The organism is Natrinema gelatinilyticum, assembly GCF_024266705.1.
GTDB lineage: Archaea > Halobacteriota > Halobacteria > Halobacteriales > Natrialbaceae > Natrinema > Natrinema gelatinilyticum.
Window position 1 is genome coordinate 1,824,326 of sequence record NZ_CP100756.1, and the last position, 22,196, is coordinate 1,846,521.

General features: G+C 60.6%; 16 protein-coding genes and 2 tRNA genes. 11 read left to right on the plus strand and 7 right to left on the minus strand.

What is annotated here, in order from left to right; all coding sequences use genetic code 11:
- Positions 1 to 23: 23 nt before the first annotated feature.
- Positions 24 to 1,259 carry a CBS domain-containing protein gene (locus NJU76_RS08960; RefSeq protein WP_254532409.1) on the minus strand — a complete coding sequence of 412 codons (1,236 nt, stop codon included), beginning with the start codon at positions 1,257 to 1,259 and terminating at the stop codon, positions 24 to 26.
- A gap of 771 nt (positions 1,260 to 2,030) precedes the next feature.
- Here NJU76_RS08960 and NJU76_RS08965 point away from each other — a divergent pair.
- Positions 2,031 to 2,561: a 50S ribosomal protein L16 gene (locus NJU76_RS08965; RefSeq protein ID WP_254532410.1), complete on the plus strand. Its 531-nt coding sequence runs from the start codon at positions 2,031 to 2,033 to the stop codon at positions 2,559 to 2,561.
- A 267-nt stretch (positions 2,562 to 2,828) separates the two neighbouring features.
- Positions 2,829 to 3,701 (plus strand): ATP-grasp domain-containing protein, encoded by an 873-nt coding sequence (locus tag NJU76_RS08970; RefSeq protein ID WP_254532411.1) that lies wholly within the window; start codon positions 2,829 to 2,831, stop codon positions 3,699 to 3,701.
- 30 nt (positions 3,702 to 3,731) lie between these two features.
- Here NJU76_RS08970 and NJU76_RS08975 read toward each other — a convergent pair whose 3' ends face one another.
- Together NJU76_RS08975 and NJU76_RS08980 are read right to left on the minus strand one after the other, a co-directional pair.
- The gene (locus tag NJU76_RS08975; RefSeq protein ID WP_254532412.1) at positions 3,732 to 4,133 is read right to left on the minus strand and encodes an Hsp20/alpha crystallin family protein; all 402 of its coding nucleotides are present in this window, start codon (positions 4,131 to 4,133) and stop codon (positions 3,732 to 3,734) included.
- A gap of 94 nt (positions 4,134 to 4,227) precedes the next feature.
- A complete protein-coding gene (locus NJU76_RS08980; protein ID WP_254532414.1) occupies positions 4,228 to 5,241 on the minus strand; it encodes a type II glyceraldehyde-3-phosphate dehydrogenase in 1,014 nt (337 codons plus the stop codon).
- 237 nt (positions 5,242 to 5,478) lie between these two features.
- Between NJU76_RS08980 and NJU76_RS08985 the strand changes: the two genes are divergently transcribed.
- From NJU76_RS08985 to NJU76_RS08995, 3 genes are all read left to right on the plus strand, one after another.
- Positions 5,479 to 6,432, plus strand: a complete 954-nt coding sequence (locus NJU76_RS08985; RefSeq protein ID WP_254532415.1) for an aminopeptidase — start codon at positions 5,479 to 5,481, stop codon at positions 6,430 to 6,432.
- A 302-nt stretch (positions 6,433 to 6,734) separates the two neighbouring features.
- Entirely contained in the window at positions 6,735 to 7,388 is a 654-nt protein-coding gene (locus NJU76_RS08990; protein ID WP_254527698.1) for an HVO_0476 family zinc finger protein, read from the plus strand.
- Between the two features lie 275 nt (positions 7,389 to 7,663).
- Positions 7,664 to 8,434, plus strand: a complete 771-nt coding sequence (locus NJU76_RS08995) for a protein-L-isoaspartate O-methyltransferase family protein (protein ID WP_254527700.1) — start codon at positions 7,664 to 7,666, stop codon at positions 8,432 to 8,434.
- Positions 8,435 to 9,096: 662 nt separating this feature from the next.
- On the opposite strand, the gene NJU76_RS09000 is transcribed toward NJU76_RS08995, so the two are convergent.
- From NJU76_RS09000 to NJU76_RS09010, 3 genes are all read right to left on the minus strand, one after another.
- Positions 9,097 to 11,265, minus strand: a complete 2,169-nt coding sequence (locus tag NJU76_RS09000; protein WP_254527702.1) for a bacterio-opsin activator domain-containing protein — start codon at positions 11,263 to 11,265, stop codon at positions 9,097 to 9,099.
- Positions 11,266 to 11,525: 260 nt separating this feature from the next.
- A complete protein-coding gene (locus tag NJU76_RS09005) occupies positions 11,526 to 11,936 on the minus strand; it encodes a group I intron-associated PD-(D/E)XK endonuclease (protein ID WP_254527704.1) in 411 nt (136 codons plus the stop codon).
- Between the two features lie 331 nt (positions 11,937 to 12,267).
- Positions 12,268 to 12,340 (minus strand) — tRNA-Asp (locus NJU76_RS09010).
- Positions 12,341 to 12,796: 456 nt separating this feature from the next.
- Between NJU76_RS09010 and NJU76_RS09015 the strand changes: the two genes are divergently transcribed.
- On the plus strand, positions 12,797 to 13,933 hold the full coding sequence (locus tag NJU76_RS09015) for an IS4 family transposase (protein WP_254532445.1): 1,137 nt from the start codon (positions 12,797 to 12,799) through the stop codon (positions 13,931 to 13,933).
- Between the two features lie 105 nt (positions 13,934 to 14,038).
- On the opposite strand, the gene NJU76_RS09020 is transcribed toward NJU76_RS09015, so the two are convergent.
- Positions 14,039 to 14,111, minus strand: a tRNA-Asp gene (locus NJU76_RS09020).
- A 323-nt stretch (positions 14,112 to 14,434) separates the two neighbouring features.
- Between NJU76_RS09020 and NJU76_RS09025 the strand changes: the two genes are divergently transcribed.
- From NJU76_RS09025 to rpoA2, 5 genes are read left to right on the plus strand one after another with little or no spacing between them, the layout of a single operon-like run.
- Positions 14,435 to 14,662 carry a DNA-directed RNA polymerase subunit H gene (locus NJU76_RS09025; protein WP_254527706.1) on the plus strand — a complete coding sequence of 76 codons (228 nt, stop codon included), beginning with the start codon at positions 14,435 to 14,437 and terminating at the stop codon, positions 14,660 to 14,662.
- Positions 14,663 to 16,243, plus strand: a complete 1,581-nt coding sequence (locus NJU76_RS09030; RefSeq protein ID WP_254527708.1) for a DNA-directed RNA polymerase subunit B'' — start codon at positions 14,663 to 14,665, stop codon at positions 16,241 to 16,243.
- A gap of 6 nt (positions 16,244 to 16,249) precedes the next feature.
- Positions 16,250 to 18,079, plus strand: coding sequence for a DNA-directed RNA polymerase subunit B (gene rpoB / locus NJU76_RS09035; protein ID WP_254527710.1), 1,830 nt, complete (start codon positions 16,250 to 16,252; stop codon positions 18,077 to 18,079).
- Positions 18,080 to 18,082: 3 nt separating this feature from the next.
- Positions 18,083 to 21,010, plus strand: coding sequence for a DNA-directed RNA polymerase subunit A' (locus NJU76_RS09040; protein ID WP_254527712.1), 2,928 nt, complete (start codon positions 18,083 to 18,085; stop codon positions 21,008 to 21,010).
- Positions 21,003 to 22,196: a DNA-directed RNA polymerase subunit A'' gene (gene rpoA2, locus NJU76_RS09045; protein ID WP_254527714.1), complete on the plus strand. Its 1,194-nt coding sequence runs from the start codon at positions 21,003 to 21,005 to the stop codon at positions 22,194 to 22,196. Before NJU76_RS09040 ends, rpoA2 begins: the two co-directional genes overlap by 8 nt.

Consider the following 22,196-nt stretch of genomic DNA (forward strand, 5'->3'; position numbering starts at 1 on the left):
CGAAACGCCTGTTTCGCTCTATGTCACGCCTTCTGTTGTGCAGTCTTCGGGCGGCTCGAGGGAGTCACCGAACCGCTTTGCTGCACGATGTCGAGGGCGGTCATGACGTCACTCCGTGAGATTAGTCCCACGAGATTACCGTCTTCTTCGCTCGCTGGGGTATCGGTCGATCCCTCGGCGAATCGGTCTCCGTGGTCGACGACGAGCAACCGGCCGATCCCGTGTTCTTGCATCCGTTCGATGGCGGTCATCGCGTCCGAATCGGACGTGATCGTCTGCAGATCAACCGTCATCACGTCGGCGACGGTGTAGGCGTCGCGTTCCACCGGCTGGACCTCGCGGGCGTCGGAGAGCGTCACGAGGCCGACGAGTCGTTCACCGTTGAACGAATCGCCGTCGACGACCGGATAGCCGGTGTGCCGTTCGCTGAACATCCGCCGTATTAGCTCCGCGACCGACGTCTCCGGTTCGACGGTGTGGAGTTCGTCCGCAGGAGTCATGATGTCGCCGACTGTGACGTCCTGAAAGGCGGCCTTCATCGTCACCTGTTGGGCCTCGCTCGAGGCGGCGATGAAGACGAAGAAGGCGACGCCGATGAGGATGATGTTCCCCGAAAAGAGGCCTATCAGGCCCATGAAGACGGCGAACAGCTTTCCGACGCTGGCGGCTTGCTGGGTCGCCTTCGCGTAGGGTTTGCTGCGAGCGAGTAGCGCTCGGAGTACCCGTCCCCCGTCCATCGGAAACGCTGGAAGCATGTTGAAGACGGCGAGTGCGATGTTCAGAATGGCGAGATAGCCGAGGACGAATCGCACGCCGTCGAGAGAGACGGGAGTGACGAAGAACAGTGCGTACGAGCCGATGCCGACCAGTACGCTGACGATCGGCCCTGCGACCGCAATATTGAGTTCCTGGCGCCAATCTTCGGGCATTTCTGTGAATGCGGCGATTCCACCGAACAGCCAGAGCGTGATCGAGTCGATCGGAAATCCGTATCGCCGGGCGGTCAGCGAGTGGCCGAGCTCGTGGAGGACGACGCCGACGAACAGGCCGATCGCCGCAGCCAGTCCCAGCATCCACGGGGTCGACCCACCGGTGATGGCGCCGGCCTCGATTCCCGCATCCAGCATCTCGTTCAGAATCTCCGAAACGGGTCCGATCCGCGTTCCGATGAGATACGCGAACAGCGGGAGGACGAGCAAGAACGTGAGATCGAGCTTAATCGGAATGCCGAACAGCGAGCCGATCCGGAAACTCCTCATACCAGCTAGTTTCGGCGGCGGAACCTTAAGTACGCCGCCGGTTTCAGATATTTTGCACCCCTCTACTGGTGGGCCCGCTTCGTGTGCTCCGTCGCGAGGCCTACTTTCGGTGTCTCTGTCGCGGTGTGGCTGCGCTCTCGGTCGCATTCATATCGATCGAACGCCCGATGCCGCCGTCTCGCCACCCCGTGACAAGACGCAGGATCCCATCCATTGATATAATCGCAACAATATCAGCTAGCTTCTATATACCTAATTCATCATAGAGCTGTACCCCGGTTCGTGGAAGCCGACTCCACGATGATGGAACGGACCCCAGTGATCGACCGAATTAGCCCACGTCCGTTCGATATCGGTTCCCCACAGGGTAAACTCGTTTGCCTCCCCCTCGACGTGACCGACGGGGCGACGGTGGCGGATTTGAACCGCCTGCTGAACATCGTAAATTCTCCATTCTGAACGTTCTCGCGTCGCTCTCGAGGCACGGGCTGATCGAACGAACCGACACCGAGTACGTCCTCGCGAACTGAGGTCGCCGGCGTAGTCGCATCGACCGAATCGATCACGTCGTCGCTCCGGTACGCAACCGGTCGCGTCGTCGTTTTTTCGATTTACCACATCGCCACTGCGACCAAACGCGATGGCGTCCAGTTGATCCGGCTGGAGGGCCAATTCGCTCGAGGAATGCGTTGCGTTCTCAAACCGGCGGACGCGGCGCTTCGAAGCCTTTATCCGCGCGGTGGGCCTGCGTCTTCGTAAGTAATCACAACCATGTCCGACAAACCCGCCTCCATGTATCGGGAAATCAGTAAGCCGGCCTATACTCGCCGCGAGTACATTACCGGCATCCCGGGATCGAAGATCGCACAGCACAAGATGGGCGACGTCAAGGCAGACCCCGACGACTACCCCGTCCAGATCAGCCTCATCACCGAAGAAGAAGTCCAGATCCGCCACGGCTCGCTCGAGGCGTCACGCCTGTCGGCGAACCGCCACATGCTGAAAAACGCAGGCGAGGGCAACTACAAGATGATCCTGCGAAAGTTCCCTCACCACGTTATCCGTGAGAACAAACAGGCGACGGGCGCAGGGGCGGACCGTGTGTCCGATGGGATGCGCCAGGCCTTCGGGAAGATCGTCGGTACGGCCGCCCGCATCGACGCGGGTGAACGGATCTTCACCATCTGGTGTGACATCGACGATGCCGACTTCGCCAAGGACGCGCTCCGGCGCGCGTACAACAAGATCTCGCCGCCGTGTCGCGTCGTCGTCGAGAAGGGCGAAGAAGAGCTCATCGCATAAAACGAATTTTTGTTCTGCGGGCGCGGCGAAGTCGCGTCTGCGGCAAACATTCGGTTAGATGTAACGGAAGACGTTCCTGCTCACTTTGTTCGCGGGCTGCGATTTCCAAGCCTTCGTTCGCTTGCGGCCGGTAACGGTTACTGTCCTTTCCTCCCCCGAATCGTTTGTCTCTCGCAGCTGCTCGAGACGCGCTCCCGGCCGACCGCGTCCGATTCTCGATTCGCCGTCTCGAGCACCTTTTTGCCCTTCTGTTCCCGACTACCGCATATGATCGATCTCGCGGTCGCGAACGATCAGGAGACGTTCGAGCGGATGCGAGAGCCACTGGCTGAACACGGAATACGGGTTCATCACGTGCCCGTGCGCGAGCGAACGATTGCACTTCGAGAGCCCCCATGGGACCCCGACGAGTACGACGTCGGTTTCGTGTACCCAGGCCGACTGATGGAGGGTGGGGTCGCCGACGCACTGCTCGAGGTATCGTGGCTCAACGACCACGAGGCAGTGCTGACCTCGCGGAACAAAGCCGAGGTGCTGGCACGACTCGATCGGGCCACGATTCCAGTTCCCGACTCCGTGTACGTCTCGAACGACGTGTCCGAAGCCGAACTGACGGCGGTTTTCGATCGGTTCGATCCCCCGGTCGTGGTCAAACCGAACTCGACGACGCGTGGCGTCGGCGTCGCGAAGGCACACGATCTGGACTCGTTTCTTGGGATCTGTGACTACCTCTCGCTGGTCCACGATTACCGGGCGACGGGCGACCAGTCGTTTCTGGTCCAGGAGTACCTCCCGAACGCGACCGACTACCGGGTGATGGTACTCGACGGAACGTACGTCGGGGCGGTCGAGCGTCGGCTCCCCGACGAAGCGGTCCGTGAAGGCCAGTGGAAACACAACGTCCACCGTGGTGCCGAGGCAACCGGGATCGAACTCCCCGATCCGTGGCGGAATCTCGCCGAGTCGGTGGCAGCCGAACTCGAGATTCCGTTCCTCGGCGTGGATCTACTCGCGACTGGCGACAAACTGGTGGTCAACGAGACCAATGCACGACCGACGATTGACGAAGAAACGAAGTACGAACCAGAATTCTACGACCGACTCGCGGCTGCGATACGGCGTGTTGCTGATCGACGGTGAAATCGAACGTATTCGACCACGACTGACCGATCACTCGAGACTGATGTCTGAGGACTGTTCGGCGAGGTCGAAGACGACCTCGAGGACGCCGTTGTTGTAGGTCGCGGCGGCAGTGTGTTCGTTGACGCGAGTCGGCAGCGAGACGCGTTCGTCGTACTGGCGGTGTTCGCTCTCCGCGGAGATGGTCAGTGTTTTACCGTCACATTCGAGTTCGATGTTATCCTTCTCGACGCCCGGGAGGTCGGCGATGACGCGGACCTCGTCGTTGGTTTCGTGGATGTCTACGTGGGTGTCCATCCCGAACCCGCTGTCGACGCCGCTCGAGGAGTCGAAATCGACGTTTGTGTCCGGTCCATTCATCATCTCGTTCATCATCCGCTCGATTTCGCGAAACAGGTCGTCGAAAGGTTCGTCGCGGTCGTCTCGTCGCATGAGGGTACGTAGGGTATCCGCTGGCAAAAACTTTCTGTCGTCGCTATAGGATCGACTGGTCGGTTTCGAGTCGGCCTGACGGATTGTCGCGATTCTAGAGGCCGATTCCGAGCGTCTCGTTAGTCGTCTCGATACTCTCTTCGGCGTCGGCGGCACCGGTCACCGCGCGGATCGCGTCGATGTTCTCCGGGACGACGTCCGACTCCTGGTGGATCCCCTGGAACAGGTAGAGGTCGGTGCCGACGGTGGAAACGGATTCCTCCCAGATGCAGTTCTCCCAGAGGTCGCCGCGCGGTCGGCCCACATCCAGCGCGTACTCTTTGAGCTTCCCGCTGCCGTCGATAGTCATCCGCTCGGGGATCAGGAAGAGGCGCGATTCCGCTGCAAACAGTTCGCGGACGTCCGCTGCGTCGACGTCATCCTCGAGTGTGACGTTCAGGCTGTGCATGTGCATCTTCGTCGCGGGCACCTTCATCCCGAGGGTGTCGATGTCGAGGTCGGGAAAGATTGTCTCGACGTCGGGACCGTGGTGAGACGGAACCGTCACCGGGTTCGGGAGGATGTCGTTGATCGGGCCGCGATCGGTCTGACCTGGGTCGCCGCCGCGACGAACGAGCGTCGCGCGGACCTTCTCGATACCGTAGGCTTCCTGTAGTGGTGCGATAACCCGCGAGAGGCCGGTCGTGTTACAGGAGACGACGCGGACGTGATCGGCGTCAACTGCATTTTCGTAGTTCGAGCGCGCGTTGAAACTCACGTCAGCGGTTTCGGCGTCCTCGCCGCCCTGGTAGAGCGCGGGCGTGTCGTACGCCTCGTAGAGATCCTTGTTTTGAGCGCCGATTCCCGACGGCGTCGCGTCGACGACGACGTCTGCGGCGTCTACGAGGTCTTCGACGGGGCCGGCTATCTCGAGGCCGGCCTCGCCGAACTGATCGGCGCGCTCTTCGACGGCCGCATAGAGCGGAAACTCCTTCTCGATCGCTGTTTCGGCCTCAAAGTTCGGCCGCGTTTTCGCGACGCCCAGCACTTCCATATCGGGTTGCCGTCGAACGGCGTCCGCGACGCGTTTACCGATCGTGCCGTAGCCGTTAATGGCGACCTGTTGCATGTACTCGCAGTGATCCACCGAGCGGGATAATCGTTTCGAGGTGTCTCAGCCGATTTTTACTCGTATCGGAGTTTTCGATCGCTCTCGAGGCCGATCTCGACATACGTTCACACTGTCTGTTCGATTCAGTTTGCTCTCAACAGTCGATTTGATCGCGGGCCGACGTCGAGGTCGAGAACAGGGCGCCGAGCCGACTCGAAGACAAGACATATCGGCTCGCTCCCCGCACGACCATGTATGTCAGGACTTCGAACTGCGGCGGAGACGGCCATTCATCAGTGTCTGGGCCTCGAGGCGGGGGAGTCGTGTGCGATCGTCACCGACGACGAGCGCGAACCGATCGGAACGGCGCTGTACGAGGTGGCGAGCGAGATAACCGACGATGCAGTTATCGTTCGGTATCCACCGGGTGAGACCCACGGTGGCGAACCGCCAGAACCCGTCGCGGCGGCGATGGCCGGTGCCGACGTGGTGCTCGCGCCGACGACGAAGAGCTTGAGTCATACTCGCGCTCGGACCGAGGCCAACGAGGCTGGGGCGCGAGTCGCGACGCTTCCCGGAATCACTGAGGACGTCTTCACGACTGGCCTCGACGCCGATTACGACTCGATTGCGGCGAACTGCGATGCGGTTCGCGAGCAGGTCGCCGAGGCCGATGACATCCGCGTCACGACCGATTCTGGAACGGACGTTACGTTCGGCGTCGGCGACCGGGAGTGGCTCTCGGATACCGGAATCGTTCGCGAACCGGGTGCGATGTCCAACTTGCCGGCTGGCGAGGTGTTTATCAGCCCGGAAACCGCTGACGGGACGTTCGTCGTCGACGGAACGATGATGCCCCACGGACTGCTCGAGGACAGCCAGACACTGTCTTTCGAGGTCGAAGACGGCTTCGTCACCGGAATCTCCGACGACGACATTCGCGAGGAAGTAGAGGACGCAGCCGAGGCGGTCGGCGATGCGGCGTACAACCTGGCCGAACTCGGTATCGGGACGAACGTCGCAGTGACCGATCTCGTTGGTTCGGTCCTACTGGACGAGAAAGCCGGTGGGACCGTCCACATCGCGATTGGCGACGACGCAGGAATCGGCGGTGAGACGGACGCGCCGATCCACCTCGACGGGATCATCCGTGAGCCGACGGTCTTCGCCGACGGCACCCCGATCGACCTTCCCGTGTCGGACGACTGAATCGACGTGTCCCTGATTCGGGTGCTGCCACAGAGACGCGAGTCGAATCCGTACCGCTGGAGCAGCTACGCTTCCGAACGCCACGAAGTGTCGGGGGTGCCGGACTCGCCGCCGACCGCGACACGGTCGAGCAGGGACTGGTTCGGCATACACCGGGGCGCCCGACGCTGACGGGAACGTGATTTTCAGGGGCAATAGTATACGTTCGAGACAAAAGAGGTGGTTCCGATCGTCGACGCGATTCGGGGGGGAACGAGGTCGGGTTCAATCTCCTTTTAGGTGCGTAGTGCGTATCGCGGCCTATGAGCGATACACCGGATCGGGTTCCAGCTCCCTGTCCCTCCTGCTCGCCGGACCTCGAGACGGTCCACGAGGTACTCACGGCAGGTGGCGGCAACTTGACCGTTCGATGCAGCGAGTGCGGTCACGTCCACAAGATTCAGCCCGACAGCGAACGTGAGGTGACCCTCGATGTCGTCGTCTCCCAGGGTGGCGAGTCGTTCACGGCCAACGTCACGACACCCGAGGACGAACCGATCGAGGTCGGTGACGAGTTTATCCTCGAAACCGAGGAGGTCCTCTCGACCGTTCGCGTCACGAGCGTCGAACTCGACGGCCAGCAGCGTGTCGAAACGGCTCCCGCAGACGAAATCGAGACCGTCTGGACCCGCGAGGTCGATAACGTAGCCGTCAACGTTACCGTCCATCCACAGGACGGCTCGCGAGACGACAGCCGGAGCGTCACCGTCCACGTTCCCGGCGACTACGAGTTCGCGGTCGGCGCGGTCGAATCGTTCGGTGACGAGGAGTTCGAAATCGACGCCTTCGTCGTCCGGGACGACGCCGCGGGCTACGAACGTGACCGCTTCGAACTCGAGGGCGATACTGCCTTCGCGAAGGACATAAAGCGGGTCTACGCCTACGACGAGCAGAGCACTGCTTGGTCCGCCTGGTGACAGGCCGCGCGTGAACGCCACCGAATCGCTGTGGTAGCCATACGTTCCATGTCTGTCACACCCCAGTGGCTATCACACCGCCAATGTCCCCAGTGGCTATCACACCGCCAGTGTCTGCCACAACTTCGATAGCCACCGCCGCTGGTCACCGCCTTTCGTTGCTCGCTCGAATGGGCCGAACGCGGCGGAGTCTTCCGAACCGACGGATCGCGGATTCGGTTGCCGGCCAATTCCGCAAGCGCGCCATTGATAACGGCCGGTGCGATAGCTGGCGTATGGACCCCGCGGTACTGCGAGAGGACATGGTCGACGGCCTCGAGGCCGCTCCCAAAAACGTCCTCGTCGACGAAAACGTGGCCGTCGCGATGCGGGACGTCCCTCGCCACGCGTTCGTCGATGACGAGCGGACAGCCTACGCGGACTGCGAACAGGAGGCACTCGGTACTCGCGTCCTCGCGCCACGGACGGTCGCTCGGTTGCTCCAGGCGCTTGCCCTCGACGACGACGAAACCGTCCTGATCGTCGGCGTCGGCGTCGGCTACACGGCCGCCGTCGCCGCCGAACTCGTCGGGGAGACTAACGTTCATGCCGTCGACATCTCGAGGCCGCTGGTCGTCGAAGCCCGAAGAAACCTCGCCGAGGCTGGGTACGACGGCGTTCTCGTCGACTGTCGCGACGGCGCGAACGGACTCCCCGAGTACGCGCCGTTCGACCGGATCCTCCTTGAGGCGGCAACCGTCGACCCGCCTCGTGCGCTGCTCGCGCAGCTGGCCGACGGTGGCCGATTAGTCTTCCCTCGCGGGACCCAGAACCAACGGCTCGAGGCCGTCTCGGCCGACGGTGAACGCGACCAGTTCGACGCCGTTTCGTTCGACCCGCTACTGGTCGACGGTGAGCAGTCGGGAGCCGTCGAACGAAACCGAATGGCGCGGGAGGACCGCGAACGAGCGCAGCGACGGGCGGAATCTCACCGCGGGTGGGAACAGCATTGGATCGAATGGGACGAGGCGAGGAACCAGCAGTCACAGCGAAGTCGCTCACGATAGCGGTCGTGTAGTCGTTTGGCTTCCCGACGGGAGAGCCGAGAGACGCCTCTTCCCGACGGGTACTCGTCCGCCGGTCGACCACGGCGAACGGTCGCCATCGTAATCGTCGTCGTTCTCGTCCGGTTGCATCGACCCGCTGACAGCAGTACCCGTCACTGGAAGACGTGGAGTACGGAAAGGGGGGATGGGGGATGGGGGTCGGGGGTGGCGACAGTCTGACTCAGATCGCCATCTACTGGTACAGGTCGCGGATACGTAACTATGGTTTACAATCATTTAGTGCTGTAGAGAAAATCACTCTATTTAATTAGTGATAGAGCTGAGATGTCGCTCCACAATCGCTGATCGCCACTGCCAACTGCCTCTTCGACGACGAATTCCGTCGCTGACCGGTACTGGGACCCGGAAACAGTCGTCTGGGATGGACGAACCGTTCGTCAAGGACGTTGCCTATTGCCGGCGTTGGGCGCGAGATCCTCTCGATAGATCGATCCTCGGGCGAACGGACGAGCTAGTCTCACCGTTGTTCGTGAGTTCCAGGAAAGGGGGGTGGGGGATTGGGGGTGGCGACAGACTATCTCAGATCGCCATCCATTCGTACGAACGGATGGTGATTAAGTATAGCTTCTAACTGTATGTATGTCTCCCAGATTGGACTCTAATTAATTAAATTCTCTGTCGAAGGCCAGTGTCACGAGTTTTCGCTCAGCCGCCCGAAGGTGGTATTGATACGTCGGCGACGACACGCCGAGCGCATCCGCGAGATCCTCACCTGTCGTCTCTCGAGGCCATTCGAAGAAGCCACTGTAGTGGGCCGCCTGCAGCGCTTCGAGCTGCTTGTCGGTGAGCTTCTCGGCGAGATAGGTATCGAGCTGGCGTGCCGACCGCGTGCGCGTCGTCTCTCGTTTGGCGACCAGTTCCGTTTCCGGATACTCTCCCCTGATCGCCTCGACCAACGATCGCGTTTCGACCTGCTGTGGGACTTCGAGAACGATCCTCGACGTACTACTCTCGGCTGTCGCCATCCGTACTTGGACATCGTACGTACGTAGAACGTCGAGGAACGAGGTCGATGCCACCGTCAACTCGAACAGCGTTTCTTCGTCTCCCTCAGAAACCACCGAGAGCGTCTCGATCGTCGCCCACGACGCCTCGAGTGACGTGAGGTCTGCCGTCGCCGGTGCGCTGACGAATAGCACGATCCCCTCCTCACCGCGATCTACGACGCCCTCGAGCGTTATCTGCTGGGTTCCGGTGAGCTCCTTCGAGAGTCGATTGAGCAGTAGCCGCGAGTCTCCAACGGCGAGTTCGAGTTCGAGCCGGCTGTCCGTGACCATCGCTCGCGTCCGCTCGACCGATCGGATCGCGTGGCCAATCGTCTCTCCGAGTTCCGCAAGCACCTCGCGCTCGCCCTCGCCCATCGAATCGGCCCCCGAGACGTGGACTACCAGCACGCCATACCGGCGCTCGTCGGCAATCAACGGTACACCGAGCACCGTCTGATAGCCGTAGGTCAATGCTTCTTTGCGCCGCGTTTGCCACCGCTCGTCCTCGAGAACGTCTCGAACCAACTCAACCGCTCCCGTGTCGAGGATATCGTCGACTAGCGAAACCTCCGGTGCACGGGATCCATCCCCGCAGATCCTGTCGATGTATGCTGCGTCGACCCCGGCCCACGCGGTCGGCGCCGGCGGATCGTCGTCGCTCGCGGCGATCCAGGCGAAGCGATAGCGGTCCGTCCCGGCCAGGCGTTCGCACACCGTCTTCTCGATCGCGTCGCGAGTCGACGCTTGCGCGACGCCGTGATTGATCTCTCGAACGATCTCGTTCGTGTGATTGAGGCGGGTCAACTCTTCGTTCTGCCGTGTGAGCGTCCGGTCGTGATCGCGAAGCAACTGCTCGCGTTCGGCCCGATCCAGCGCGGCTTCGGTATTGGCCGCCAGAATATACAATAATTCTGTCATCGTCTCGTCGAACCCGTCCACGTCTCCGGTTCCGGCGACCAGTACGCCGTGGGTCCCGAGCGGGACGATTAGTTCACTCCGACTCGCTGTCGTCGCCGCTTCGACGCTGTCGACGGCTTCACCATTCGCTCGAGGGGGGTCTCCCTCCTCGCTGTCCTCGCATGTTACGTCCTCGTAGTAGGCGCTTTCCCCTTCCGAGAAGACCTCCCAGACGAGTCCCTCACCTCGATGGAACGTCGTCTCCGGATCGACCCGATCCGGGGACTGACGCGTCGATGCGGCATGCTCGAGCACGCCATCCGTCGGTTCGAACGCGTATGCTGCTGCGACTGCGACGTCGATAATCTCACTCGCCGTTTCGACTGCCGACCGATAGATCTCGTCTTTGGTCTCCCCTCGCATCAGATCCCGCGTCGTCTCGTGTAACGTCGTCAGCGTCCGCTCGTAGCGCCGCTCGCTCTCTCGAAGCTCTGTCTCCGTCCGGTACTGGGTGACGGCGTTCGTGATCTGATTTGCCAGCAGCGCGTACTGTTCCTTCCCCGATCCCTTCTGAAGATACTGCGTTACGCCGGCCGCGATGGCCTCACTGGCGATCTCTTCCGAGCCTCGCCCCGTAAACAGGATAAACGGGAAATCAGGATCGTCCTCTCGAATCGTCTCGAGCAACTCCAGGCCCGACATCTCTGACATCTCGTAATCGCTGACGATACAATCGACCTCCCGACGCTCGAATTCCTCGAGCGCTTGCGCGCCGTCCGTCGCCGATACGGTGACGATCGATTCGCGCTCGCGCTCTACCATCTCTCCGGCGAGAGCGGCGAAATCGGGTTCGTTGTCGACGATGAGCACTGTTATCGGTTGTGACATGATCCACTGGACCGACGAGTGGCTGTTCTGGCGATATTCGCCTCCGTCATCGCCGGGTTGTATACCGAGGTAACGCCTTGATACTAATATATTAGGATTCAATATCTGCATTTACTAACTATTTATTCGAATGGGATCAATTCGACTGCATGCTCGAGGATCGGGCCACTTTCGTCGTCAGCTTCTCGCCGGTCGTGACCGAGACTCGGAAACGACACTCTCAGATACTGACACTCCCAGATACACTAGATCGATGCCGATCACGGTAGCCGAACCTCGAACCGATATGTGTCTGCTTGATTGACACTCGGATGATCGATTTCGGGCTCAGTCAATCGCAGATACGTGCTTTTCTTTCCGGCATCCTCGATCGGCACCCAGTACAGTTCGTCGGTTTCCTTACATCGAACGGCGAATGCGTCGATCGATCCGTCGTAGCTCTCCATCGTCGTATCACCATCGGCAGTCGTTTGGCTGGCTGTTTTGAATCGAACGACACCGCCTTCGATCCATCCCGTTTTGCACTGTGCACGAAGCAACTCCGATCCCATCTCTACTACGAGATCGTACTTATCGTTGTCACCGAACGGAACGGAAACTGAGTATCCGTCTGCAATAAGCGCCGCAAGAATACGCGCTTCAGTCTCGTCGCCGATCTGTTTAGTATTCATTCTACCGGTAGGAGAAATATACTGGTTTGAAACCTAATCACGTACGATATTCTCACGTCGTGGAACACGTACCCGAGGGGGATGTGGAACAGAATTCACAAATATCGAGTCTCCGTTCGTAGCGGGACTGCTGACGCTGCTATCGCAATCCTGAATGGATGCGAAGCTATCCTTCTTTGAGTAAGCGCTCGGGGCGAGATTCGAACCACCTGAATTCTGTTCGCCTCGTTCGCTCGTTCCGCATTCCAGTCCCTTCGTGAGGTGATTTTCCGCGCACAGGAGGGCGAGCGCCCCGGTGCGGCGCTCGTCGATGGTTGATCGCGGAAGAATACGCCCGAGGCGGGATTTGAACCCGCGTCACGACCGTGACAGGGTCGTATGATGGGCCACTACACCACCCGGGCTCGCAACTCCCCGTTTCCGGGTCGGAGTATTAAGGGTTTTGTTCCCTCCTCGTTTTGGTGGCCGCCAACAGACTCGTTACTTCGTCGTGCCCATTCGTCTCGATGGGTAACCGGCCACCATTTCGCTGACGCCGCGGTTCGATCATCGCTCACAAATAGGCATCAGCAGAAAGTACCCGAGGCGAGATTCGAACCACCTGAATTCTGTTCGTCTCGTTCGCTCGTTCCGCATTCCAGCATCCGTCTTTAGTTAGGCGCAAAACCGCACGATAGCGGCGGCTTATCGGGGATTCTTTTCGGAAGGAATGAGGAGGTGTTAGCTGTGCACACCAAAACCTCCTCACACGATGTTGAACGTCGTCTCACTAACTTCCTTCCATCTGATGCGCTCGAAGACCACGCCGATGCCGTCGGCGTGGTCGAGCGTGACCGGAAGCTGCAGATTCCACCGCTCGTCTGGTCGTTTGCGTTCGGCTTCGCCGGCGGCGCAAGCCGAACGCTCGCCAGCTTCAGGCGAAGCTACAACTCAACTGCAGACAAGACACTCTCTCCAGGAGGGTTCTTTCAGCGGTTGACGCCGACGCTCGCAGCATATCTGCGCGACCTCACACTGTTTCAGAGGAGTTCAACCGATTCAGAGACGTGATGATCGCAGATGGAACGGTTCTCCGGCTCCACGAGTTGCTTTCTGAGGAGTATGAGGCTCGCCATGAGGAGCAGGCTGGAGCACGGTTCCACCTGCTCCACAATGTCACGGATCAGACGATTGACCGATTCAGCGTCACAGACGAGAAAAGACACGACAGCACGCAGTTCGAGACAGGATCGTGGCTCGACGGCCGTCTAGCGATCCTCGATCTTGCCTATTTCAAGTATCGGCGGTTCGCGTTGATCGACGAGAACAACGGCTACTTCGTGAGCCGACTGAAACGCAGTTCTAACCCGGTTGTAACCGGCGAATTCAGGGAATGGCGCGGCCGCGCCATTCCCTTGGAAGGCAAGAAAATCTTCGACGTCGTGGACGATCTCTGTCGTAAGTACATTGATGTCGAAGTTGAGGTTGAATTTGACCGGAGAGAGTACGCGGGCACGCAGTCACGCGATAGGAAACGGTTCCGCGTCGTCGGCGTCCGCAACGAGGACGCCGACGACTATCACCTGTACATCACAAATCTCTCACGCGAAGAGTTCCTCCCGGAGGATCTAGCGACGATCTATCGGTGTCGGTGGGAGGTAGAACTGCTGTTCCGGGAACTGAAGACGCAGTACAGACTGGATGAGTTCAATACGACGAAGAAGCATATCGTAGAGATTTTGCTGTATGCGGCGCTGTTATCCTTGATCGTGAGTCGTGAGTTGCTCAGTCTGGTTATTGAGCACGCAGACGACGACCTCGTGTTTCCGCCGGAACGCTGGGCGGCGACCTTCCGGTCGCACGCCCAGCTCATTCTCCACCAGTTGAGTGGCTACCTCGGGTATTCTCCACCACCACTGCTCGAGCGCCTGATTGACGACGCTCAGAAGATCCACAGACAACGGCCGGTTCTCCAAGAACAACTCGCTACCGCCATCAAACCGACTGCTGAGGCCTAACTAAAGACCAATACGCATTCCAGTCCCTTCGTGAGGTGATTTTCCGCGCACAGGAGGGCGAGCGCCCCGATGCGGCGCTCGTCGATGGTTGATCGCGGAAGAATACGCCCGAGGCGGGATTTGAACCCGCGTCACGACCGTGACAGGGTCGTATGATGGGCCACTACACCACCCGGGCTTCCGATTCATCGTTGCTCGCTGGTGGTATTAAGGCTTTTCAATCGAATATCGTGTGGTACGGTCAATCGCGCCACGGCTCCGGCTCGAGCGCCACGTCCCGGCTCTATCGTGGTACCCTTTTGCACGACCCACAAGGAATATAACTGAGAACCGGATACTCATGTATGTGATCGTCCGCCCCGGTCAGGTCCGCCCCGGCCGGATAGCTTTGCTTGTGCGTCGACTTAGTAACCGTTAAATGCCTCCCGCCGCTACTTGCCTGTAGTATCTCGTGACAGCCGCTTCTCTCCCGATAGCCGACACGCACACCCACACCAATCCATGGTAGACGTAAGCCAACACGACCTGGTTCCCGAGCACACCGTTCTCGAGGAGGACGTTCTCGAGGACGTACTCGAGGAATACAATATCGACCGTACAGACTTACCAAAGATCAAACGAACCGACCCAGCCTTACCAGACGATGCCGAGATCGGCGACGTCATCAAAATCGTTCGGGACTCGCGCACGGCTGAACAGGCGATCGTGTACCGACTCGTGGTGGAATAAATGGCAATGGAACTAAACCGCGACGAACGGCGTGAGATTTCGCGCGAATACTTCTCGAAGGAACGGATCGCAGAGCACCACTACCGCTCGTTCAACGCGTTCCTCACGCGAGGGATGCAAGAGGTCGTCGACGAAAAGGCGACGATCGACACGGACATCGGCGACAAAGAAGGCGAAGAGCCCGTCCACGTCGAACTGGGTGACGTCCGCGTCGTCACCCCGCGAGTTCGAGAGGCCGACGGCTCGGAAGAACTGCTCTATCCGCAGGAGGCCCGCCTTCGAAACATCACCTACTCGGCGCCGGTGTTCATGGAGATGTCGATCGTCAAGGGCGAAGAGGGCGACCAGCGGATCGTCGACTCGACCGAGACGAAGATCGGTCGGATGCCGATCATGGTCGGCTCCGAGAAGTGTAACATCGCCGGCTTCTCCGACGAGGAATTGATCGAAATCGGCGAGGACCCTGCCGACCCCGGCGGCTATTTCATCGTCAACGGCTCCGAGCGGGTGTTGATGACCAGCGAGGACCTCGCGCCGAACAAGATCCTCGCGGAGTACGACACCAAATATGGCGACGAGATTCAGGTCGCAAAGACTTTCTCGCAACGACGGGGCTACCGCGCGCTAGTGCTGTGTGAGCGAACCCGAGATGGCCTGCTCGAGGTCTCGTTCCCCTCGGTATCGGGATCGATAAACTTCGTGACGCTGGTTCGAGCCCTCGGGCTCGAAAGCGACGAGGAAATCGTCCACAAGGTCTCGAACGACCCCGAAGTCGTCAAATACATGCTCGAGAACCTTGAGGAAGCGGAGGTTCAGACCGAAGAGCAAGCCATCGAGGCACTGGGCAAGCGCGTCGCCTCCGGCCAGGGGAAGAACTACCAGCTCAAGCGGGCCAACTACGTCATTGACCGGTACCTTCTCCCGCACCTCCACGAGGACGGCGTCGAGGAGGAGGACGTCCGGATCAACAAGGCCCACTACCTCTGTCGGATGGCAGAGGCCTGTTTCGAACTCGCGCTCGGTCGCCGCGAATCCGACGACAAGGACCACTACGCGAACAAGCGGCTGAAGGTCAGCGGCGACCTCATGAAAGACCTGTTCCGGACTGCGCTGAACAAGCTCGCCCGGGACGTCAAGTACCAGCTCGAGCGAGCGAACATGCGCAATCGACAGCTCTCGGTGAACACGGTTGTCCGCTCGGACGTCCTCACCGAACGGCTCGAACATCCGATTGCGACGGGGAACTGGGTCGGGGGTCGCTCCGGGGTCTCCCAGCTGGTGGATCGGACCGACTTCATGGGGGTGCTCAGCCACTTGCGCCGCCTTCGCAGTCCGCTCTCACGCTCGCAGCCGCACTTCGAAGCGCGGGACTTACACGCGACCCAGTGGGGACGTATCGGCCCCTCTGAAACGCCGGAGGGACCGAACTGTGGTCTGGTGAAGAACTTCGCGCAGTCGATGGAACTCTCCCAGAACGTCGAGGATGAACAGGAACTCAAACGCGAATTGGCATCGATGGGTGTCGAGGGGATTCCCGGCCTCGAAGGCATCGAACGGTCGACAGCAGCAGGGGACGACTAATCAATCATGAGCAGCCAAGAACGAGAGGCGAAAGTCTACGTCAACGGGTCGCTGGTGGGGACCCATCCCGATCCGCACGAACTTGCAGAACAGATCCGCGAAGCGCGACGCATCGGCGACGTCAGCGAGATGGTCAACGTTTCGGTGAAAGACCGCACCCGCGAAGTGATCGTCAACGCGGACGCGGGCCGGGCCCGGCGACCGTTGCTGGTCGTCGAAGACGGCGAACCCCGTATCTCCGATCAGGAGATCGATGCGCTTCACGACGGTGACCTTGAGTTCGAGGACCTCGTCGATCACGGCTATATCGAGTTCATCGACGCGGAAGAGGAAGAAGATATTCTGGTCGCCGTCGACGAAGACGATCTCACGGTGAAGCACACACACCTCGAGATCGATCCGTCGCTGATCTTCTCGATCGGTGCGGGGATGATTCCGTACCCCGAACACAACGCCTCGCCCCGCATTACGATGGGGGCGGGGATGATCAAGCAGTCGCTCGGACTGCCGAGCGCGAACTATCGGATTCGGCCAGACACGCGCCAGCACCTGCTGCACTATCCGCAGCTATCGATGGTGAAAACCCAGACGACCGAACAGATCGGCTACGACGAACGTCCCGCGGCACAGAACTTCGTCGTCGCCGTGATGAGCTACGAGGGGTTCAACATCGAGGACGCGCTGGTCATGAACAAAGCCAGCGTCGAGCGCGCGCTCGCGAGGTCGCACTTCTTCCGGACCTACGAGGGTGAAGAACGCCGGTATCCGGGCGGTCAGGAAGACCGATTCGAGATCCCGAGCCAGGACGTCCGCGGCGCCCGCGGGGAGGAAGCGTACAATCACCTCGACGAGGACGGCCTCGTCAATCCCGAGACGAACGTCGACGAGAATTCCGTCTTGCTCGGCAAGACGAGTCCGCCGCGATTCCTCGAGGAACCGGACGACATGGGCGGTCTCTCGCCCCAGAAGCGCCGCGAAACGTCGGTCACCATGCGCTCGGGTGAGTCCGGGATCGTCGACACCGTTACTCTCATGGAGGGTGAAGACGGTTCGAAGCTCTCGAAGGTCTCCGTGCGCGACGAGCGGATCCCCGAACTCGGGGACAAATTCGCCAGCCGCCACGGCCAGAAGGGTGTCGTCGGCCACCTCGCACCGCAGGAGGACATGCCCTTTACCGAGGAGGGTGTCGTTCCCGACCTCGTCGTGAACCCCCACGCGCTGCCGTCGCGGATGACTGTCGGACACATCCTCGAGATGATCGGCGGTAAACTCGGCGCGATGGAGGGACGACGCGTCGACGGGACGCCGTTCCTGGGCGAAGATAAGGACGAGCTCCGCGATGGACTCGAGGACGCCGGGTTCGATTCGGCGGGTAAGGAGACCATGTATTCCGGGGTCACCGGAGAGAAGATCGAGGCCGACATCTTCGTCGGCGTCATTTTCTATCAGAAGCTCTACCACATGGTTTCGAACAAACTGCACGCCCGCTCGCGCGGACCCGTGCAGGTACTCACCCGCCAACCAACGGAGGGGCGCGCCCGCGAGGGTGGCCTCCGTATCGGTGAGATGGAACGCGACGTGTTCATCGGCCACGGGGCGGCCATGACGCTAAAGGAACGGCTCTTGGACGAGTCCGACCGCGAGTTCATTCACGTCTGTGCGAACTGCGGAATGAGCGCGGTCGAAAACGTCGAACAACGGCGCGTCTACTGTCCGAACTGCGACGAGGAGACCGACATCCACGAGATCGAGATGAGCTACGCCTTCAAGCTCCTGTTGGACGAGATGAAGGCGCTGGGTATCGCGCCGCGACTCGAACTGGAAGACGCCGTCTAAATCATGCAAAACAGTACACCAAAAGACATCGGAGCGATCTCCTTCGGGCTCATGGAACCCGAGGAGTATCGGGAGATGAGTGCGACGAAGATCATCACCGCCGACACCTACGACGACGACGGCTTTCCCATCGACATGGGGCTCATGGATCCGCGGCTGGGCGTCATCGACCCCGGTCTCGAGTGCAAGACCTGCGGGAAACACTCGGGTTCGTGTAACGGTCACTTCGGCCACATCGAACTCGCCGCGCCGGTCATCCACGTCGGCTTTACGAAACTCATCCGGCGGCTCCTGCGGGGCACCTGTCGGGAGTGTTCGAGGCTCCTGCTGACGGAGGACGAACGAGACGAATTCCGCGGACAGCTCGAGGAATCCCGGAAACTGAGTCGAGACTTAAACGACGTGACCAAGGCCGCGATTCGACAGGCGCGCAAGAAGGATCGATGTCCGTTCTGCGGCGAAATTCAGTACGACATCGACCACGAGAAGCCGACTACCTACTACGAGGTCCAACAGGTCCTCACGAGCGAGTACTCCCAGCGCATCGCGGGGGCGATGCAGGGCGACGAGGAGGCGGGCATCGACCGCACGACGCCAGACGAACTCGCCGAGAAGACCGACATCGAACTGACCAGGATCAACGAAATCCTCTCCGGGTCGTTCCGTCCCCGGGAGAGTCAGCGCAAGGCCATCGAGAAGGCCCTGGACATCGATCTCACCGAGGAGGACACGAACAAACTGATGCCCTCGGACATCAGGGACTGGTTCGAGAACATCCCGGACAAGGACATCGAGGTGCTGGGGATCAACCCCGAACGCTCTCGCCCCGAGTGGATGATCCTTACCGTCCTGCCGGTACCGCCAGTCACTGCTCGACCGTCGATCACGCTGGACAACGGCCAGCGATCCGAGGACGACCTCACACACAAGCTGGTCGACATCATTCGAATCAACCAGCGGTTCATGGAGAACCGCGAGGCGGGTGCACCCCAGCTGATCATCGAGGACCTCTGGGAGTTGCTCCAGTACCACGTGACGACGTTCATGGATAACGAGATTTCGGGGACGCCGCCGGCGCGACACCGCTCCGGCCGCCCGCTCAAGACCCTCTCACAGCGGCTCAAAGGGAAGGAAGGTCGCTTCCGCGGTTCGCTGTCGGGCAAGCGCGTCAACTTCTCTGCTCGGACCGTCATCTCGCCGGACCCGACCCTTTCACTGAACGAAGTCGGCGTTCCGGACCGCGTCGCAAAGGAGATGACGCAGACGATGAACGTGACCGAACGAAACCTGGCGGATGCCCGCCGATTCGTCTCGAACGGCCCCGAGGGCCACCCCGGTGCGAACTACGTCCGTCGGCCCGACGGCAGACGGCTGAAGGTGACCGAGAAGAACTGCGAGCAACTCGCCGAAAAGGTCGAAGCCGGCTGGGAGGTCAACCGTCACCTCATCGACGGCGACATCGTCATCTTCAACCGCCAGCCGTCGCTCCACCGGATGTCGATCATGGCTCACGAGGTCGTGGTCATGCCGTACAAGACGTTCCGGCTGAACACTGTCGTCTGTCCGCCGTACAACGCCGACTTCGACGGCGACGAGATGAACATGCACGCGCTGCAAAACGAGGAGGCCCGCGCCGAAGCGCGCGTTCTCATGCGCGTTCAGGAGCAAATTTTGAGTCCGCGCTTCGGCGAGAACATCATCGGCGCAATTCAGGACCACATCTCCGGAATGTACCTGCTGACCGACGGCAACCCTCGGTTCAACGAAACCCAGGCGCTGGATTTGCTCCGTGCAACCCGAATCGACGAACTGCCCGAACCCAGCGGCATCGACGACGAGGGCGAGCCGTTCTGGACCGGGTACGACGTGTTCTCCGAACTCCTGCCCAACGACCTCAACCTCGAGTTCACCGGCACCGTCGGCGATCAGGTCGTGATCGAGGACGGGCAGTTGATCGAAGGAACCATCGCTGAGGACGAAGTCGGTGAGTTCGGCGGCGAAATCGTCGATACGATCACGAAGATCTACGGCAACACGCGCTCGCGGATCTTCATCAACGAGGTGTCGACGCTGGCGATGCGGGCGATCATGCACTTCGGGTTCTCGATCGGCATCGACGACGAGACGATCCCCGAGGAGGCACAGGCACGAATCGACGAGACGATCGACGACGCCAACGACCGGGTCGAGGAACTGATCGAGGCCTACGAACGCGGCGAACTCGAGAGTCTCCCAGGTCGAACGATCGACGAGACGCTCGAGATGAAGATCATGCAGACGCTCTCGCGTGCGCGCGACAATGCCGGGAACATCGCCGACGAACACTTCTCGGACGAGAATCCCGCCGTCGTCATGGCCAACTCGGGCGCCCGTGGATCGATGCTCAACCTGACTCAGATGGCCGGTGCCGTCGGCCAGCAGGCGGTTCGGGGCGAGCGAATCAATCGCGGATACGAAGATCGTACCCTCTCGCACTACGAGCCGAACGACCTTTCGGCCGAGGCACACGGGTTCGTCGAGAACTCCTACACGAGTGGCCTGACGCCGCGGGAATTCTTCTTCCACGCGATGGGCGGCCGCGAGGGGCTGGTCGACACTGCAGTTCGAACGTCGAAGTCCGGCTACCTGCAGCGCCGGCTGATCAACGCCCTCTCCGAACTCGAAACCCAGTACGACGGCACCGTCCGCGATACATCGGACACGATCGTCCAGTTCGAGTTCGGTGAGGACGGGACCTCGCCGGTCAAGGTCTCCTCCGGCGACGAGAACAACATCGACGTCGCACAGATCGCGGACCGGATTCTTGACACCGAGTTCGAGTCCGAGGCGGAAAAACAGGAGTTCCTCGGCTCGAGACCGCGGCCGACGAACCTCTCTGAACACGCCGACGATCGCCTCACCGAGGGAACGGAGGTGACCTCCGATGACTGAAGTCCACTACGACGTCGACGACGACACGATCGCGGTCGTCGAGGACACGGACCTCCCGCGACGACTCAAAAATGAGGTCTACGAGACGCTCGAAGCCCGTGACGGCGCAACGGTCGAGGACGCCGACGAACTCGCGAAGGCGGTCGAGACTCGCTACCTGGACACGCGGGTCGACCCGCTCGACCCCGTCGGGACGGTCTCAGCACAGTCTATCGGGGAACCCGGCACCCAGTTGACGATGAACACGTTCCACTACGCAGGGGTCGCCGAAATCGACGTGACCCAGGGACTACCGCGGCTGATCGAACTGGTCGACGCCCGGAAGACCCCCGATACGCCGATGATGACCGTATATCTCGAGGGCGAGTACGCCACCGAGCGCGAGCGGGCCCACGAAGTCGTCTGGAAAATTGAGGCAACCAAGATCCTCGCGTTGGGCGACGTCTCGACGAACGTCGCGGACATGCGCGTCCAGATATCGCTCAACCAGGACACCTTGGAAGAGCGGATGATAACGCCCGAAGAAGTCGCGGAAATCATCGAAGATTCGCTCGGCGTCAGTACGGTCCAGCAGGGCACTCAGATCGAGTTCGGTCCCGAGGAGCCATCCTATCGGGACCTCCTGCAACTCGTCGAGGAACTGCGCGACATTACGTTCAAAGGTATCGAAGACATCTCCAGGGTCGTTATCCGACGCGAGGAACTCGATGAGGGCGAGGAATTCGTCCTCTACACGGAGGGATCCGCATTCGGCGACATCCTCGAAATCGAAGGTGTCGATGCCTCGCGGACGACGTGCAACAACATTCACGAGATTCGACGGAACCTCGGCATCGAGGCGGCCCGCGAGGCGATCATCGAGGAAACGAACAATACGCTGGCCGAACAGGGGCTCGACGACGTGAACGTCCGTCACCTGATGCTCGTCGCGGACATCATGACGAACCGCGGTGAGATCGAATCGATCGGTCGCCACGGTATTTCGGGCTCGAAGGAGTCGGTCCTCGCTCGTGCAGCGTTCGAGGTGACGGTCAACCACCTGCTCAACGCAGCAATCCACGGCGAGATCGACGAACTCGACGGCGTCACGGAGAACGTTATCGTCGGCAAGCCGATCAAGCTCGGCACCGGCGACGTCGACCTCCGGATGGGATCGACCACGTCCGGCGGCAGTCAGGCCGACTGA